This window comes from Paraburkholderia sp. DD10 (genome assembly GCF_049177125.1).
GTDB lineage: Bacteria > Pseudomonadota > Gammaproteobacteria > Burkholderiales > Burkholderiaceae > Paraburkholderia > Paraburkholderia terricola.
In genome coordinates, this window is the sequence record NZ_CP185393.1 from 2,100,845 (window position 1) to 2,117,066 (window position 16,222).

General features: G+C 63.4%; 14 protein-coding genes. 7 read left to right on the forward strand and 7 right to left on the reverse strand.

Annotated elements, in window-relative coordinates; genetic code table 11:
* Positions 1–10: 10 nt before the first annotated feature.
* From preA to ACOCG7_RS24655, 3 genes are all read right to left on the reverse strand, one after another.
* Positions 11–1,345, reverse strand: coding sequence for an NAD-dependent dihydropyrimidine dehydrogenase subunit PreA (gene preA / locus ACOCG7_RS24645; RefSeq protein ID WP_421377725.1), 1,335 nt, complete (start codon positions 1,343–1,345; stop codon positions 11–13).
* A 60-nt stretch (positions 1,346–1,405) separates the two neighbouring features.
* On the reverse strand, positions 1,406–2,761 hold the full coding sequence (locus ACOCG7_RS24650) for an NAD(P)-dependent oxidoreductase (RefSeq protein ID WP_244744867.1): 1,356 nt from the start codon (positions 2,759–2,761) through the stop codon (positions 1,406–1,408).
* 106 nt (positions 2,762–2,867) lie between these two features.
* Complete coding sequence (locus ACOCG7_RS24655; protein WP_244744866.1) at positions 2,868–4,154, reverse strand: Zn-dependent hydrolase; 1,287 nt, start codon at positions 4,152–4,154, stop codon at positions 2,868–2,870.
* A gap of 302 nt (positions 4,155–4,456) precedes the next feature.
* On the opposite strand from ACOCG7_RS24655, the gene ACOCG7_RS24660 reads away from it, so the two are divergent.
* The gene (locus tag ACOCG7_RS24660; protein ID WP_244744865.1) at positions 4,457–5,197 is read left to right on the forward strand and encodes a TetR/AcrR family transcriptional regulator; all 741 of its coding nucleotides are present in this window, start codon (positions 4,457–4,459) and stop codon (positions 5,195–5,197) included.
* A 69-nt stretch (positions 5,198–5,266) separates the two neighbouring features.
* Entirely contained in the window at positions 5,267–5,503 is a 237-nt protein-coding gene (locus ACOCG7_RS24665; protein ID WP_083084105.1) for a type II toxin-antitoxin system Phd/YefM family antitoxin, read from the forward strand.
* Positions 5,504–5,567: 64 nt separating this feature from the next.
* Here the strand turns inward: ACOCG7_RS24665 and boxA are convergent, their stop codons facing one another.
* From boxA to ACOCG7_RS24685, 4 genes are all read right to left on the reverse strand, one after another.
* Entirely contained in the window at positions 5,568–6,794 is a 1,227-nt protein-coding gene (boxA, locus tag ACOCG7_RS24670; RefSeq protein WP_083084107.1) for a benzoyl-CoA 2,3-epoxidase subunit BoxA, read from the reverse strand.
* Positions 6,795–6,855: 61 nt separating this feature from the next.
* A complete protein-coding gene (gene boxB / locus ACOCG7_RS24675; RefSeq protein WP_244744863.1) occupies positions 6,856–8,283 on the reverse strand; it encodes a benzoyl-CoA 2,3-epoxidase subunit BoxB in 1,428 nt (475 codons plus the stop codon).
* A 119-nt stretch (positions 8,284–8,402) separates the two neighbouring features.
* Positions 8,403–10,073, reverse strand: a complete 1,671-nt coding sequence (boxC, locus tag ACOCG7_RS24680; protein WP_244744862.1) for a 2,3-epoxybenzoyl-CoA dihydrolase — start codon at positions 10,071–10,073, stop codon at positions 8,403–8,405.
* A 114-nt stretch (positions 10,074–10,187) separates the two neighbouring features.
* Positions 10,188–11,180, reverse strand: coding sequence for a helix-turn-helix transcriptional regulator (locus ACOCG7_RS24685; RefSeq protein WP_244744861.1), 993 nt, complete (start codon positions 11,178–11,180; stop codon positions 10,188–10,190).
* Between the two features lie 185 nt (positions 11,181–11,365).
* Here ACOCG7_RS24685 and ACOCG7_RS24690 point away from each other — a divergent pair, with 185 nt between their 5' ends.
* From ACOCG7_RS24690 to ACOCG7_RS24710, 5 genes are all read left to right on the forward strand, one after another.
* Positions 11,366–11,863: a DUF4863 family protein gene (locus ACOCG7_RS24690; protein WP_244744860.1), complete on the forward strand. Its 498-nt coding sequence runs from the start codon at positions 11,366–11,368 to the stop codon at positions 11,861–11,863.
* Positions 11,860–12,231, forward strand: coding sequence for an aldehyde dehydrogenase family protein (locus ACOCG7_RS24695; protein ID WP_280519511.1), 372 nt, complete (start codon positions 11,860–11,862; stop codon positions 12,229–12,231). The genes ACOCG7_RS24690 and ACOCG7_RS24695 overlap by 4 nt, the downstream gene beginning before the upstream one ends.
* Positions 12,232–12,397: 166 nt before the next feature.
* The gene (locus ACOCG7_RS24700; RefSeq protein WP_244744859.1) at positions 12,398–13,990 is read left to right on the forward strand and encodes a benzoate-CoA ligase family protein; all 1,593 of its coding nucleotides are present in this window, start codon (positions 12,398–12,400) and stop codon (positions 13,988–13,990) included.
* A gap of 8 nt (positions 13,991–13,998) precedes the next feature.
* On the forward strand, positions 13,999–14,832 hold the full coding sequence (locus tag ACOCG7_RS24705; protein ID WP_244744858.1) for an alpha/beta fold hydrolase: 834 nt from the start codon (positions 13,999–14,001) through the stop codon (positions 14,830–14,832).
* Positions 14,833–15,206: 374 nt separating this feature from the next.
* Positions 15,207–16,085, forward strand: coding sequence for a prohibitin family protein (locus ACOCG7_RS24710; RefSeq protein WP_084561449.1), 879 nt, complete (start codon positions 15,207–15,209; stop codon positions 16,083–16,085).
* The last annotated feature ends 137 nt before the right edge of the window (positions 16,086–16,222 follow it).

Genomic DNA, 16,222 nt, shown 5'->3' on the forward strand with positions numbered 1-16,222 from the left:
ACTGCGTGTTTCAAGCCGCCTTGGCCGCATGAGCCTGCGCGTGTTCGGCGGTTTCAGCCGCGCTCGATGTGTCGCTCTCTTGCGCCGTCGCCCTCGTGGGATTGTTCGGATGCGTGGTCCAGTTCGCGTACTCGCCGTTGTCCACGCGTTCCATCGTGATGCACTGCTCCACCGGGCATACGTGCATGCACAGATTGCAGCCGACGCACTCGGAGTCCATCACTTCAAAATGCCGGACGCCATCTTTTTCTTTCATGATCGCCTGGTGCGCGGTGTCCTCGCAGGCGATATGGCACAGCCCGCACTGAATGCACTTGTCCTGATCGATGCGCGCCTTGATGTCGTATTTGAGGTTCAGGTATTTCCAGTCGGTGACGTTCGGCACCGCGCGGCCGCGAATCTCGTCGAGCGTCGCGTAGCCTTTTTCGTCCATCCAGTTCGAAAGGCCATCGGCCAGATCGGAGACGATGCGAAACCCGTAGTGCATCGCCGCCGTGCAGACCTGCACGCTTCCCGCGCCCAGCACGATGAATTCGGCGGCGTCGCGCCACGTCGAAATGCCGCCGATGCCGGAGATCGGCAGATTCGGCGTTTCCACGTCGCGGGCGATTTCCGCGACCATGTTCAGTGCGATCGGCTTCACCGCCGGGCCGCAGTAGCCGCCGTGCGTGCCTTTGCCATCGACCATCGGCAACGGCGACATCGCGTCCAGATCGACCGCGACGATCGAGTTGATCGTATTGATCAGCGAGACGCCGTCGGCGCCGCCTTGATACGCCGCGCGCGAACCGAGCCGAATGTCGCTGATATTCGGCGTGAGCTTCACGAGGCAAGGCAGCTTCGTGCCTTCCTTGACCCAGCGCGTGACCATCTCGATGTACTCGGGCACCTGGCCCACCGCCGCGCCCATGCCGCGTTCGCTCATGCCATGCGGACAACCGAAATTCAATTCCACCGCGTCGGCGCCGGTGTCCTCGACGAGCGACAGGATCCATTTCCAGTCGCGTTCGTTGCACGGCACCATCAGCGAGACGATCATCGCGCGCTCGGGCCAGTCGCGTTTGACTTGCGCGATCTCGCGCAGATTGACGTCGAGCGGACGGTCCGTGATCAGTTCGATGTTGTTCAGGCCCGCGATGCGCTGGCCGTTCCATTGCACCGCGCCGTAACGCGAGCTGACGTTCACGACGTGCGGGTCGAGGCCGAGCGTCTTCCACACCACGCCGCCCCAGCCCGCTTCGAACGCGCGGTTCACGTTATAGGCTTTGTCGGTCGGCGGCGCGGAAGCGAGCCAGAAAGGATTCGGCGAGATGATGCCGGCAATCGTACAGCGCAGATCGGCCATGTTCGGCTCCTTGGGGACTGCTGTTTTTGTCTGGTGTGATGCGTGGCTTCGCGGCCGCCGCTAGGCGGCCTTGATCGCCATGCGGGCGAACTGCGCATCGATCGCCGCGGCGGCGAGCTTGCCGTCCTGCACCGCCTGCACCGTGAGATCCACGCCGCCGGTCGCCGCGCAATCGCCGCCCGCCCAGACGCCTGCAAGCGAGGTCTGCCCGTTCGCATCGACGGCGATGCGGCTGCCGTCGAGCGTCAGCAATTCCCGTTCGATACCCACGGCAACCAGCGTTTGACCGATCGCCTTGAGCACCATGTCGGCCTCGACCACGAAGCGCTCCTGCGCCTGATTGCCTTCGTCCGCTGTACGTTCGAATTCGACACCGGTGACGACGCCGCCCTCGCCGATCAACCGCACCGGCCTCGCATGCGTGACGAGCGTGACGCCGTTGGTCTGCGCGAACTCGCGCTCGGCCCACGTCGCGCTCATCGCTTCCACGCCGCGCCGGTACGCCATCGTCACGGCGGTCGCGCCGAGCTTGCGGCTCTGCACGGCGGCGTCCACCGCCGTATTGCCGCCGCCGATCACGACCACGCGGCGGCCCACCGGCACCGTGCCGAGATCGCTCGCGCCGCGCACCTGTTCGATGAAATCCACCGCGTTCATCACGCCGCTCAGGTCCTCGCCTTCCATCGCCAGCGCGCGCACGCCGGTCAGGCCGATCGCGAGAAACACGGCGTCATGGTTCTTGCGCAGCGTGTCGAGCGTGACGTCACGCCCGAGCGCCACGCCGTATTCGATCTCGATGCCGCCGACCGAACACAGCCACGCCACTTCCCGCTGCGCGAAATCGTCGACGGTTTTATACGCGGCAATGCCGTATTCGTTGAGGCCGCCCGCTTTCGCGCGGGCGTCGAAGAGGGTGACGCGATGCCCCGCGAGCGCGAGCCGATGCGCGCACGCGAGCCCCGCCGGCCCCGCGCCGACCACCGCGACGTGCCGCCCTGTTTCCGCCGCGCGCTTGAACAGCACCTCGCCGCGCGCCATCGCCCAATCGGTCGCATGGCGTTGCAGCGCGCCGATCGCCACCGGCTTCGCGTCCTGGTGGTTACGCACGCAAGCCCCCTCGCAAAGAATCTCGGTCGGGCAGACGCGCGCGCACATGCCGCCCATCGGGTTGGCAGACAGGATATCGACAGCCGCGCCCTTCAGATTGCCGTTGCCGATCTTGCGGATGAAGCTGGGAATGTCGATCCGCGTCGGGCACGCATTCACGCATGGCGCGTCGTAGCAGTAGTGGCAGCGGCTCGCCGCCGCGGCTGCGGCGCTTGCGTCGAGCAAGGGCGCGATGTCGGAGAACTCGCACGCCAACTGCTCGGGCGACAGGCGCTGGGCGGCAATGTCGCCGGTTTGCTTGATGGCCATACACGTTCCTTCTTCGTTGTGAGGACGTAGCCGTACCTGCCGGCTGCGTTTCAGCGAAGCCGGGACGGCGTGTTTCATGGGCACTACGGTGAAGCCGCAAAAAGCGTTATGAAACCGGCTCGCACGCCCGTTCGAGCATCGCGTGCAGCAATACGTTGGCGCCCGCCTCGATCCATTCGAAGGTGGCGTCCTCGATTTCGTTATGGCTGATCCCGTCGACGCAAGGCACGAACACCATCGAAGTGGGCGCGACTTGCGACAGATAACAGGCGTCGTGTCCCGCGCCGGACACCATGTTGCGATGCGGATAGCCGAAACGTTCGGCCGCGGCGCGCACGGATGTCACGCAGGCTTCGTCGAACGCGACCGGCGCGTAGTAAAAGATCTGTTCCAGTTCGGTTTCGAGACCGATGCCGCTCGCGATCTTCGCCACGCCTTCACGCAGCGCGGCATCCATCTTCGCGAGCACCGCATCGTCGGGATGACGAAAGTCGACGGTAAAAAACACGCGGCCGGGAATCACGTTGCGCGAGTTCGGATGGACTTGCATCATGCCGACCGTCGCGCAGCCGAACGGCGCGTTATCGAGCCCGATGCGATTGACCAGATCGACCACGCGCGCGGCGCCGAGCAATGCGTCGCGACGGCGCGGCATCGGCGTCGGCCCCGCATGCGCCTCCTGTCCGGTGAGCGTGATCTCGTACCAGCGCTGACCTTGAGCGTCCGTCACCACGCCGATGGTTTTCTGCTCGGCTTCGAGAATCGGCCCCTGTTCGATATGCAGTTCAAAAGCCGCATGCAACGCGCGCCCGCCGCACGGAACATCGCCCGCATAGCCGATGCGTTGCAGTTCCTCGCCGATGGTCTTGCCGTCCACGTCCTTGCGCGAGAGGCCATACTCCAACGTGAACACGCCGGCGAACACGCCCGACGCGACCATCGCCGGCGCGAAGCGCGAGCCTTCCTCGTTGGTCCAGATCACTACTTCGACGGGGTGCTCGGTTTCGATGCCGTGATCGTTCAGGCTGCGAATCACTTCGAGACCGCCGAGCACGCCATAGATGCCGTCGAAGCGGCCGCCGGTCGGCTGCGAGTCCGCGTGCGAGCCAGTCATCACCGGCAGCGCATCCGGGTTGCGCCCGGCGCGGCGCATGAACACATTGCCCATCTGATCGACACTGACCGTGCAGCCCGCTTCCTTCGCCCAGCCGACGATCAGATCGCGCCCCTGCTTGTCGAGGTCGGTGAGCGCGAGACGGCAAACGCCGCCCTTGGGCGTCGCGCCGATCTTCGCCATCGTCATCAGGCTGTCCCACAGCCGCTGGCCGTCGACCTTGATCGACGTAGCGGGTTCTCGGTGGGCCTTCTTCAGCGCTTCGGATACCGCGTTCATTCGTCTCGCTCCTTTCGGTGAACCGACATGAAACTGGTGCATTGACGGCGAATTCCGGGGCGTGGCCGCACGGCGGCGGTGCACATTCGATCGCTTCGCTCGCCCCTTAGGGAAAGGGCAAACCCTGGGGCATCGCCCGCTCTCTCAATCCTGTCCAGTTGGACAGGTTGTAGACGATTAAGACCGCCAAATCAATGCCTTTCGTGCGGTGACAAACAGAGCGAGAAGCGTGCCATTGCATCGCAGCACGCGCTCGATGCGCATGGCGAATCCGCATGTCCACGCGCCGCCAAACGACTAGAATGAAGCGCGACGCGGCACACATGCCGCTGCGGGTGAACATGAGAGACGACCACGTGGCTGCCGACATCACCGAAAACGAAGAAACGCGCGCACCTTTGCGGCGGCGCAAGGCGCACATTCGCGAGTCGAATGAAGCGCATCTTCTGGCGTGCGCCGAGGCGGTTTTCGCCGAGCGCGGGCTGGAGGGCGCCAGCACCGCGATGATCGCCGAACGTGCGGGTTTACCAAAAGCCAACTTGCATTACTACTTCCCGACCAAGCTCGCGTTGTACCGGCGCGTGCTGGAAGATCTGTTCGAGGATTGGTATCGCGCGGCGGATACGTTCGAATGCAGCGACGATCCGGTCGAGGCGATCGGCGGCTATGTACGCGCGAAAATGGAACTGTCGCGGCGCCGGCCGCTCGGCTCGAAGGTGTGGGCGAGCGAGATCATTCACGGCGCCGAACACATGGACGACATACTCACGCAACGCGTGAAGCCGTGGCTCGACAGCCGCGTGAAAGTGATCGACGACTGGATCGCGCGCGGCCTGCTCGCGCCGGTGAATGCGCAAACGCTGATGTACATGATCTGGGCGACCACGCAGCATTACGCCGACTTCGACGCGCAGATTCGCGCGCTCAGGGGCAAGCGCGCGCTGACGCAAAAAACGTTCGAGGCGACGACGGAAGAAGTGGTGCAGTTGGTGATTCGGGCGTGCGGGGCGGTGTCGCCTGGGCAGGCTGGAGGCTCGCGTTAGAACAGGTAGTGGAAATCGCCGAATTTCATTTAGGATGATGCCTTCGGGCAGATGGCTATGGAAAAAGTCATGCAAGACAAGCGGGTATCCAAGTCCGAGTTCAAAGCCAAGGCGCTGGAATTTTTTCGGCAAATCGAATCTTCCGGCGAAAGCATGATCGTCACGGATCACGGCAAACCAGCGCTGGAAGTACGGCCCTACCACGGTGCAGAGCGCAGTCCGCTCGAAGTGCTGCGCGGCTCAGTTGTGCGTTATGACGAGTCAGCTTCGCCTATCGAAGAAGACGACTGGGAGACCGCACAGTGACCATCTGGTAAAAAACGCAGGGCTCGCAAGCGCGCGAGCCGCTTCGCGTGGAAACGTAAGACGCTCAATACGTCTCCAGATGCAACCGCCCTTCCCGCTTCAACTTCGCCCACAGCGCGTCCCAATCCATCCGATGCTGCTCGCCGATTTCCCTGAGCGCCTGCAGTACGCCCTCTTCCATGCCCTTCAACCCGCACACGTAGATATGCGTGTTGTCGTCCTTGAGCAGCTGCGCGACATCGACCGCGCGCTCGCGCATCGCGTCCTGCACGTAGCGCTTCGCCTGCCCCGGCGTGCGTGAAAACGCCAGATTCGTATCGATGAAATCCTTCGGCAGATTCGTGAGCGGCCCAAAATACGGCAACTCTTCTTTCGTGCGCGCGCCGAAGAACAGCATCAGCTTGCCCGTCGCGCCTTTCAGCCGGCGACGCCGCCGATACTCGGTCATCGCGCGCATCGGCGCCGAACCGGTGCCCGTGCAAATCATCAGCAGATGCGAGTTCGGATGGTTCGGCATCAGGAACGTGCCGCCGAACGGGCCGATCACGTTGACCACGTCGCCCTTCTTCAGATCGCACAGATAGTTCGAGCACACGCCGTCGAGCGCATCGCCGTGCTGTTGCGACACACGTTTTACCGTCAGCGACACGTTGTTATAGCCGGGCCGTTCGCCGTCGCGCGGACTCGCGATCGAATACTGGCGCGCGTGATGCGTTCGGCCATCGGCGCTCGCGCCCGGCGGCAGAATGCCGATCGATTGGCCTTCCAGCACCGGAAACGGCATCGAACCGAAATCGAGCACGATGTGATGAATGTCGCTATCGGTCGAAGCGTCCGTGAGCCGGTAGTTGCCGACCACCGTCGCGGTGGTCGGCGCCTTGTGCGTATAGAGATTCACGTAAGGCTTCGCCGCCGACCACGGCGGCACCACCGAGCCGCGCACGGTGTCCACTTCGACGCCGCTCGCGTCCGCCGCCGGATCTCCCGGCGCTTCATCGGCGGCGGGAACCGCCATCGTGTTCTGTTCCGGCAAGACGTCCCACGTGAACTGCTCGTCGACCGGATAGGCATCGGCCTTCGATACCGTGCGCCAGTTATCGATCGCGCCGGTCGGACACGGCGGCACGCATGCCATGCAGCCATTGCACACATCGGCCTTCACGACATAGTTGTTGTCATCGTGCGTGATCGCATCGACCGGGCAAGTCTCTTCGCAGGTATTGCAGCGAATGCAGATTTCCGGATCGATCAGATGCTGCCTGAGAACCTCGATCGACACTGGGCCGTTCATCACTACCTCCACCCTCTATTGCGGCGCATGCGCGCCACGCGCATCCCGGCTTCTCGTGCGCTCAGTTAAAGCGCACGTATTCGAAATCGACCGGCTGGCGATTGACGCCCATCGCCGGCGGCGCAATCCAGTTCGCGAACTTGCCGGGTTCCGTGACGCACCCCATCAGCGACGCGACATACGCGCGGTCTTCCGGCGTGGCGAGCCACTTCGCCTCGTTGGCGGCCCATTCGGTTTCGCTCACCACGCGGCCATCGGGCGACACGCGCGTGCGGGCAAACGTGCCGATCTGGCGATTGAACGCCTTATGCGGCACCGTCATGCGGAAATCGATGCCGGCCTTGTCGAGCACCTTGTTCCAGCGCCCCACGCCCGCCATCGAGTCCTTGATGTAATCGTCGCGCAGCACTTCGTTCATGGCGTTGAGCATCGGCACTTCGCGCTCGACCAGCTTGCCGTCCTGCACGTCGAGCAACTTGTAGCGCTGCCCGTTCAACTGATGATCGTCGTCGCGCTTGTTCTCTTCATAGCGTCCCTTCAAACCCGAGCTATAGAACGTAGCCGCATTCGATGAATGATCGGCGCCGAACAGGTCGATCGTCACCGAGTAATGGAAGTTCAGATAGCGCTGGATAGTCGGCAGATCGATCACGCCGGCCGCGCGAAGTTTCGTGACGTCGTCGGTGCCCAGTTCGTTCATCACTTGCGCGGTACGCTGGATCACGCGCGACACACCCGATTCGCCGACGAACATGTGATGCGCTTCCTCGGTCAGCATGAACCTGGTGGTGCGCGCGAGCGGATCGAAACCCGACTCGGCGAGCGCGGACAACTGGAACTTGCCGTCGCGATCGGTGAAATACGTGAACATGTAGAACGCGAGCCAGTCCGGCGTTTTCTCATTGAATGCACCGAGAATGCGCGGATTGTCGTCGTCGCCCGAGCGGCGGCCGAGCAATGCCTCGGCTTCCTCGCGGCCGTCACGGCCGAAATAACGATGCAGCAGATACACCATCGCCCACAGATGGCGGCCTTCCTCCACGTTCACCTGGAACAGATTGCGCAAGTCGTACAGGGAAGGCGCCGTCAAGCCGAGATGACGTTGCTGCTCGACCGAAGCCGGCTCCGTATCGCCCTGCGTCACGATGATGCGGCGCAGATTCGCGCGATGCTCGCCGGGCACGTCCTGCCACGCCGCTTCGCCCTTGTGCTCGCCGAAGTGAATCTTGCGGTCGTGCTCGCCGGGCGTCAGAAAAATGCCCCAACGGTAGTCCGGCATTTTCACGTGATCGAAATGCGCCCAGCCGCCCGCATCCACGCTCACCGCCGTGCGCAGATACACGTCGTAACCCTGCGAGCCTTCCGGGCCCATATCGCCCCACCACGACAGAAAGTTCGGCTGCCATTGTTCGAGCGCGCGTTGCAGCGTGCGGTCGTCGGCGAGGTTGACGTTGTTCGGAATCTTTTCGCTGTAGTTGATCGTCGACATGGTCGGTTCCTTGAGCGGATGCAGTGCCGCGCGTATCCGGCGGGCCGCGTTGCGTTAAATCGCGTTAATGGCGTGGGTGCTTTTCAGGCGCGCGCATTCACACGCGCATCACACACGCATCACACACGCGAAGCATCGAACTGCGCCTTGCTGCCCTTGCCGTACACCTTGAGCGCGCCTTTCTCGCCCACTGCGTTCGGCCGGTTGAAGATCCAGTTCTGCCATGCGGTGAGACGGCCGAAGATGCGCGTCTCCATCGTCTCGGGCCCGTTGAAGCGCAGATTCGCTTCGAGGCCGGTGAGCGCATCGGGCGACATCGCCGCGCGTTCTTCGAGCGCGATGCGGATTTCGTCGGCCCAGTCGATATCGTCGGGAGAGGCGGTGACGAGTCCGAGGCGCTCGGCGTCGACCGGTTTGATCGGCTGGCCGATTTTCGAGCGCACGGCGTCGAGCGGTTCGGCTTCTTCATAGAACCGGCGAGCGAGCCGCGACTGATGCGTCACCATCGGATAAAGCCCGAAGTTGACCTCCGAAAGCGTGATGGCCGGCTCCTCGTCCTCATTGCTCGGCAGCGCGGCCATATACGCGCGGTCGGCGGCGAACGCGAGTTCCGCGAAGGTGCCGGCAAAGCACGAGCCCGGTTCGATCAGCGCGAACAGCGAGCGCGACGAGACGTCGATGCGCGCGAGCGTGCGGCGCAGCAGGCCGATCGTTTCGCGCACGAACCAGTGATCGCGGTGCTGCATCAGCGTGGCGTCCGTGGCGAGCAGGTTGCGCGCGTCGCCCTCGGTTTTGAACACCCAGGTGCCGACTTCGAGCTCATTGGTACGCATCGAGAGAATCGCGTCGTCGAGCTCGCGCGCGAATTGCAGCGGCCACCAGTGCGCGCCGGCTGCAACGATGGCGTCGATCTGCGTGGGTTGTTCGGCTGGCGGCGCTTTCGCCGTGAACGTCGCGATGCGCCTGGCGCGCTCGATCGTGACGTCGAGCGTCTGGTACGTCAGGCCGTCTTCGCGGTCGGTGCGTTCGACGCGCGTGAGCATCACACCCGGCGCGTCCGCGGGACGATCGCTTTTTGCCGCGAGTTCAAGCGCGCGCGCCTGGATGGCCTGATCGAACTGATTCGGCTTCACGACTTCATCCACGAGACGCCAGGCTTTCGCGCGCTCGCCGCGAATGCCTTCCACCACTGTGCAGAAGATATCCGCGCGATCGTGGCGCACCTTGCGTTTATCGGTCACGCGCGTCAGGCCGCCGGTGCCGGGCAACACGCCGAGCAACGGCACTTCCGGCAGCGACACCGACGACGAGCGGTCATCCACCAGATAGATTTCGTCGCAAGCCAGCGCGAGTTCGTAACCGCCGCCGGCGCATGCGCCGTTCACCGCCGCGAGAAACTTCAAGCCCGAGTAACGCGACGAATCCTCAAGACCGTTGCGCGTCTCGTTGGTGAACTTGCAGAAGTTGACCTTCCACGCATGCGAGGACAAGCCCAGCATGAAGATGTTGGCGCCCGAGCAGAACACGCGGTCTTTCAGGCTGGTGAGCACCACCGTTTTGACTTCGGGATGCTCGAAGCGGATGCGTTGTATCGCGTCGTGCAGTTCGATATCGACGCCGAGGTCGTATGAGTTCAGCTTCAGCTTGTAGCCGTCGCGAATGCCGCCGTCCTCGGCGATATCGATGCCGAGCGTCGCGACCGGACCGTTGAAGCTCAGCTTCCAATGCTTGTACTGCAAGGGATCGGTGCGGTAGTCGACCGGCGCGACCGCGGTTTCTGCTGTGGACATGGGCGTCTCCTGACTTGGACGATGCAACCTGTTTTTGAACAATAGTGCATCATCATACCCATGTAAAGCACTTTACTTCATATTTGTTGGTAAACCCTGGCGTGGAAATGCATGTCAAATCGCGCGCGCGTCGTCCGGCGATTCCGCCGCAAGCCTTGCGGCAAGCCGGTCGCGTAGCTGCAAATAGGCGTCCGCCAAGGTTTTCTCGCTGGTGTCGAAGCTCATGTCGGCGCGGCCGTACAGCTCGCCGCGACCCGCCAGAATGCGCTTCAGGTCGTCCATCGCTTCGCGGTTGCCCGACATCGGCCGCAGGTCGCCTTGCGCGACCACGCGGCGCATGTGCTCTTCCGGCGTGGCTTGCAGCCACACGGTGAAGCAATGCGACAGCAGCGTATTGAACGTGCCCGACTCCGACACCAGGCCGCCCGGCGACGCGATCACCGCGCGCTCGTGCTCCTGAATCACCGCCTCGAGCGCGCGGTGCTCGTAGCGCCGGTAAGCGCTCGCGCCGTACAGCGAATGAATCTCCGAGGGCGGGCAGCCGGCAAGCTGCTCGATCACGCGCGTCAACTCGACGAACGGCACCTTGCGCTCCTGCGCGAGCATGCGCCCGAGCGTCGATTTACCCGCGCCGCGCAACCCGATCAACGCGATCCGGTCCTTGCGATGCGGGTCGCGCGGGGCCTGCGCGAACATCTCGGCGAGCGCCACGCGGGCGCGCTGCAAGGCCGCCTGATCGCGGCCGTGCAGCAGTTCGCGGATCAGCAGCCATTCGGCGGAAGCCGTGGTTTCGTCGCCGATCACCTCCGCGAGCGGACAGTTCAAGGTCGTCGCGATCTGCCGCAACACCAGCACCGACGCGTTGCCCACGCCCGATTCCAGATTCGCCAGATGACGCTCCGACAAACCGGTTTCGGTCGCCAGCGTCTTGCGGGTCATGCCGCGGCGCGCGCGCAAGAGGCGCACGCGCTCGCCCATCGCCGTGAGAAAGGGATCGCGTTCCTCACGCTCGCCGCCGCGCTCGGTCGCGCTGTCGGGCCGATCCGCGCGGCTTGCGTCGTCATTGGCGGCGTCGCCTAATGGCGCTGGAGTGTTATTTTGATTCATGTTTTACTACCTCACGACTGCGATGTATGTACTATAGTGCTTGACACGACCCAAGCGAACGGTTAATTTTCGCCAAATATTGATCCAATCACAAACGCCGTCGAGATATTTCGGCCGCGTCACGGAGACGGCTCGACCACACGCATGAACTAACGTGCGTGCGCGGGTCGATATGGAGGGCTCGCATGTCCCCACATGAATTCCAGCGCCTGATCGCGGGCGTGACCGGGCAACTCGCCGGCCGAGCGCTCGACGGCGAACTCGCCGCGTGGTTGAACAACACCTGGCCCGCGGATGGCGAGACGTTCCGCGCGCTCGCCGACGCATGCCGCACCGGCGTGGCCGAAGGCTGGCTGTGCAATCGCGAGGGCGGCGGCATTCGCTACGGGCGCATCTTCAAGGCGCTGCCCGACACTCACGGCTTTTCCGTCGACGTGGTGGAGATGAAGGACATTGCCGGTCCGCATCACGTTCATCCTCACGGCGAGATCGACCTGATCATGCCGCTCACCGAAGGCGCCACCTTCGACGGTCATCCGGCCGGCTGGTGCGTGTACGGTCCCGGCAGCGCGCATCGTCCGACCGTGGCGAACGGTCAGGCGCTGGTGCTGTATCTGCTGCCGCAAGGCGCGATCGAATTCACCACGCCCCCGCTTCCGCCTGACGCACCGAGACAGCCATGACCGAACTTTTGAAGAACTACGTGGGTGGCCAATGGGTCGCGGGCAGCGGCGACGGCGTGACGCTGACCGATCCGCTAACAGGCGAGGCGCTCGTGCGCGTCTCAAGCGAGAGCCTCGACCTGGCGCGTGCCTTCGGCTTTGCCCGCGAACAGGCAGGCGCCGCGTTGCGCGCGTTGACCTATGCGCAGCGCGCCGCGCGCCTCACCAAAATCGTCAAGCTGCCGCAAGCCAGGCGCGACGACTACTACGCAATCGCCATCGGGAACTCGGGCACCACGCGCAACGATTCGGCGGTCGATATCGCGCGCTCGGCTTCTATCACCGGCGCTCGGCGGTTCAGGCATCGAGCGCGGCAATCGACGCGCTGACGCGAACAACCCACTTGCCCGCGGCATAGCGGAAGCCACCCGCGGAAGTACACGCGCAAGCCGCACGCGGAGCGCACGAGACATACACAGGCAGCAAGCACGCAAGCATCGAGCGGATCAAGAGCAGATAACAGCCGGACCGCCCCTCACCCGTTGGAGGAGACATATGGAAGCCCTGCTGGAACCGGCTGCGAGTCAGCCCGCCGTGACGGTCGAGCCGCCGCCCGCGCTGTTCAATTTCGCGGCTTACCTGTTTGAACTGAACCAGGCGCGCGCCGCCAAAACCGCTTATATCGACGACACCGGCGCGGCCACCTACGGCGAACTGGAGAACCGCGCGCGGCGCTTCGCGAGCGTACTGCGCACGCTCGGCGTGCATCCCGAGGAACGCGTGCTGCTGGTGATGCTCGACACGGTCGAATTGCCGATCGCGTTTCTCGGCGCGCTCCTCGCGGGCGTCGTGCCGGTGGTCGCGAATACGCTGCTCACCGCGCCCGATTACGTGTACATGCTCACGCATAGCCACGCGCGCGCCGTGATCGCATCGGGCGCGCTGCTGGCGAACGTCACGCAGGCGATGGAAGCCACCGAGCACGACGGCTGTCAGTTGATCGTCTCGCAGCCGCGCGAAGGCGACGCGCTATCGACGCCGCTACTCAAGGATCTGCTCGACGCCGCGACGCCGGCAGGCAAATCCGCCGCCACCGGTTGCGACGACATCGCGTTCTGGCTGTACTCGTCCGGCTCGACCGGCAAGCCGAAGGGCACCGTCCACACGCATGCCAATCTCTACTGGACCGCCGAACTGTATGCGAAGCCGATCCTCGGCATTGTGGAGGGCGACGTGGTGTTCTCGGCGGCGAAGCTGTTCTTCGCCTATGGGCTCGGCAATGCGCTGACGTTCCCGCTGTCGGTCGGCGCGACCGCGGTGTTGATGGCGGAGCGCCCCACCGCCGACGCGATCTTCAAGTGTCTCGTGCAGCATCGCCCCACCATCTTTTACGGCGTGCCGACGCTCTACGCGAGCATGCTGGTCTCGCCCAATCTGCCCGCGCGCGCCGATGTCGCGATGCGCGTGTGCGCGTCGGCGGGCGAGGCCTTGCCGCGCGAAATCGGCGAGCGCTTCACCGCGCACTTCGGCTGCGAGATACTCGACGGCATCGGCTCGACGGAAATGCTGCATATCTTCTTGTCGAATCGCGCGGGCGCGGTCGAATACGGCACCACGGGCCGTCCCGTGCCGGGCTATGAAGTCGCGTTGCGCGACGAGTTGGGTCAGCCGGTGCCCGACGGCGAAATCGGCGATCTGTTTATCAAGGGGCCGAGCTCGGCGCTGATGTACTGGAGCAATCGCGAGAAGTCGCGCGCCACGTTTCTCGGCGAATGGATTCGCAGCGGCGACAAGTACTGCCGTCTGCCGAACGGCTGCTATGTGTACGCGGGGCGCAGCGACGACATGCTGAAAGTGAGCGGCCAGTATGTGTCGCCCGTCGAAGTGGAGATGGTGCTCGTGCAGCATGACGCGGTGCTGGAAGCGGCGGTGGTCGGCGTGGATCACGGCGGGCTCGTCAAGACGCGCGCGTTCGTCGTGTTGAAGCGTGAGTTCGCCGCCTCTGAGATACTCGCGGATGAACTGAAAGCCTTCGTCAAGGGACGGCTCGCGCCGCATAAGTACCCGCGCGATATCGTGTTCCTCGACGATTTGCCGAAGACCGCCACCGGCAAGATTCAACGCTTCAAACTGCGCGAACAGTCATGAGGTAATCCATGCAGAACCCCGCCGCCGCAAGCGCCGCCAGCGATTTCGCCGACCTGCCCGCGACGGCGCCGCATGGGCCGTTGCGCATCGAATATCGCTGGGTGAACGAGGCTGCGGGCGACGCGCCGCTCGCCGTGTTCCTGCACGAGGGACTCGGCTCGCTCGCCATGTGGCGCGACTGGCCGCAATCCTTATGCGAGCAACTCGGCATGCGCGGGCTCGTCTATTCACGGCCCGGTTACGGACGCTCCACGCCGCGCGCGCATGACGTGAAATGGCCGGTCGATTTCATGACCGCCCAGGCGCGCGACATTCTGCCCGCCTTGCTCGACGCACTGAATATCGACATGCGTCAGCGCCAACGCATGTGGCTCGTCGGCCATAGCGACGGCGGCTCGATCGCGCTGCTGTACGCGGCGCTCTACCCCGGGGCGTTGGCCGGCGCGGTGGCGATCGCGCCGCACGTATTCGTCGAAGACATTTCGGTGCAAAGCATCGCGCAGACCAAACAGCTTTACGAAACCACCGACCTGCGCGGCAAACTCAGCCGCTATCACGCCGACGTCGATTCGGCGTTTTATGGCTGGAACGACATCTGGCTGAATCCGGCCTTCAGGCAGTGGACCATTGCCGAGGAACTGCCTGCGATCCGCGAGCCGCTGCTCGCGGTGCAAGGTCACGACGACCATTACGGCACGATGGCGCAGATCGAGACGATCGCGCAGCGCGTGCCGCATGCGCGGCTCGTGAAGCTCGACGCTTGCGGACATTCGCCGCATCGCGATGCGCCGCGGGCGTTGAACGAGGCCATTGCCGCGTTCATTGTTCAACAGCGCCAGTAGAACTTCGGCGTTGGGGCATCACATAACTGCGCGATGCCGGCGCGGTTTCCTCATGCGGTTCAAATAAACAACGGCGAGACAACGGCGCAACGTTAAAAACCGCGCCACGCGCATTCGCGTTTCAATTTTCCGCTCTAAAAGATCCCGTTGCGCAAGCGTTCAATATGCTTGTAGACTTCGCGATCATTCGCCGGCGCCTTTAATCGCCGGCGACATTAAAAACACAAATTTGCTTAACGATTTCACACTGCTTCAACGCAAAGGAACACGCTTCCCCGTTTGCTGTTGCAGATTTTCATAAGGCCGGCTGCGCAATGCGGATAATTCAGCCCGCCATTTTCTGTTTGTATGACTTCACCTGATAGAATATCGACATGGGCCAAATCATCTTTATTCTTTTTCTTGCCGTCATTATCGGCGCGGCAGCCGTATTCGCATCGAAATCGCTGCGCAAGGATCATCAGCCGCAAATGCGCTATGGCGTAATCATCTTCGTTCTCGTCGTGGCCGTTGGCGCGTTGTTCTCGAGCTTCGTGCAGGTTTCGCAATCGCACATCGGCGTGGTGACGACCTTCGGACATATCGAGGCGGAAACGCTGCCCGAAGGCCCGCACCTGGTGAGCCCGGTATCGCGCCTGCACGAAGTTTTCATCGGGCTCGACGTCGCCAAGGTGGAAGGCGCGCAGGCGGCGTCCAAGGATCTGCAGTCGGTGCACACCGATCTGACGATGAACTACCGCGTCGATCCGAACAAGGTTCGTGCGCTGTATGCCATGGCGCCGTCGCTCCAGTATGAAGCCTCGTATGTGCAGCCGGCCATGTTCGAGGTGTTCAAGGCGGTTGCGGCGCGCTACACCGCGGAAGAGCTGGTGACCAGGCGCCAGCAGGTCTCCACCGACATCATGAGCGGACTGATTACGAAACTGAAAGGCTATGGCTTCCTGATCCAGGATATCAACATCACCAATTTCAAGTTCAGCGCGGCGTTCGACCAGGCCATTGAAGCCAAGGTCACCGCGAGCCAGCGCGCCGAGCAGGCGGAGCGCGAACTCGCGCGCGTGAAGTTCGAAGCCGATCAGCAGATCGCCAAGGCGCGCGGCGAGGCCGAATCGATCGCGATTCAGGCGCAAGCGGTCAAGACCAACGGCGGCAAGGAGTATCTGCAACTGCAGGCGATCAACCGCTGGGACGGCAAGCTGCCGACCTACCTCGGCGCGGGCGCGCCGCTGCCGTTCCTGAATCTCGACAAGTAAGCACCGCTTTTGCCATGCCGTTGCCGCTGCCCTTTCGTAGTGCAGCGGCATGCCGACAATAAAAACCCCTCACTACCTCTTCACAAAACTTACACAGGTAAGCGATTATGCTTCTGCATCGCTGACCTGGGCACACG

What these genes read in the sequence shown, in the direction of transcription:
- ACOCG7_RS24655 (WP_244744866.1), bottom strand. Translation starts at nt 4,154, where the DNA reads ATGAACGCGGTATCCGAAGCGCTGAAGAAGGCCCACCGAGAACCCGCT.
- boxC (WP_244744862.1), bottom strand. Translation starts at nt 10,073, where the DNA reads ATGTCCACAGCAGAAACCGCGGTCGCGCCGGTCGACTACCGCACCGAT.
- preA (WP_421377725.1), bottom strand. Translation starts at nt 1,345, where the DNA reads ATGGCCGATCTGCGCTGTACGATTGCCGGCATCATCTCGCCGAATCCT.
- ACOCG7_RS24650 (WP_244744867.1), bottom strand. Translation starts at nt 2,761, where the DNA reads ATGGCCATCAAGCAAACCGGCGACATTGCCGCCCAGCGCCTGTCGCCC.
- boxA (WP_083084107.1), bottom strand. Translation starts at nt 6,794, where the DNA reads ATGAACGGCCCAGTGTCGATCGAGGTTCTCAGGCAGCATCTGATCGAT.
- ACOCG7_RS24705 (WP_244744858.1), top strand. Translation starts at nt 13,999, where the DNA reads ATGCAGAACCCCGCCGCCGCAAGCGCCGCCAGCGATTTCGCCGACCTG.
- ACOCG7_RS24660 (WP_244744865.1), top strand. Translation starts at nt 4,457, where the DNA reads ATGAAGCGCGACGCGGCACACATGCCGCTGCGGGTGAACATGAGAGAC.
- ACOCG7_RS24690 (WP_244744860.1), top strand. Translation starts at nt 11,366, where the DNA reads ATGTCCCCACATGAATTCCAGCGCCTGATCGCGGGCGTGACCGGGCAA.
- ACOCG7_RS24695 (WP_280519511.1), top strand. Translation starts at nt 11,860, where the DNA reads ATGACCGAACTTTTGAAGAACTACGTGGGTGGCCAATGGGTCGCGGGC.
- boxB (WP_244744863.1), bottom strand. Translation starts at nt 8,283, where the DNA reads ATGTCGACGATCAACTACAGCGAAAAGATTCCGAACAACGTCAACCTC.
- ACOCG7_RS24665 (WP_083084105.1), top strand. Translation starts at nt 5,267, where the DNA reads ATGCAAGACAAGCGGGTATCCAAGTCCGAGTTCAAAGCCAAGGCGCTG.
- ACOCG7_RS24700 (WP_244744859.1), top strand. Translation starts at nt 12,398, where the DNA reads ATGGAAGCCCTGCTGGAACCGGCTGCGAGTCAGCCCGCCGTGACGGTC.
- ACOCG7_RS24710 (WP_084561449.1), top strand. Translation starts at nt 15,207, where the DNA reads ATGGGCCAAATCATCTTTATTCTTTTTCTTGCCGTCATTATCGGCGCG.
- ACOCG7_RS24685 (WP_244744861.1), bottom strand. Translation starts at nt 11,180, where the DNA reads ATGAATCAAAATAACACTCCAGCGCCATTAGGCGACGCCGCCAATGAC.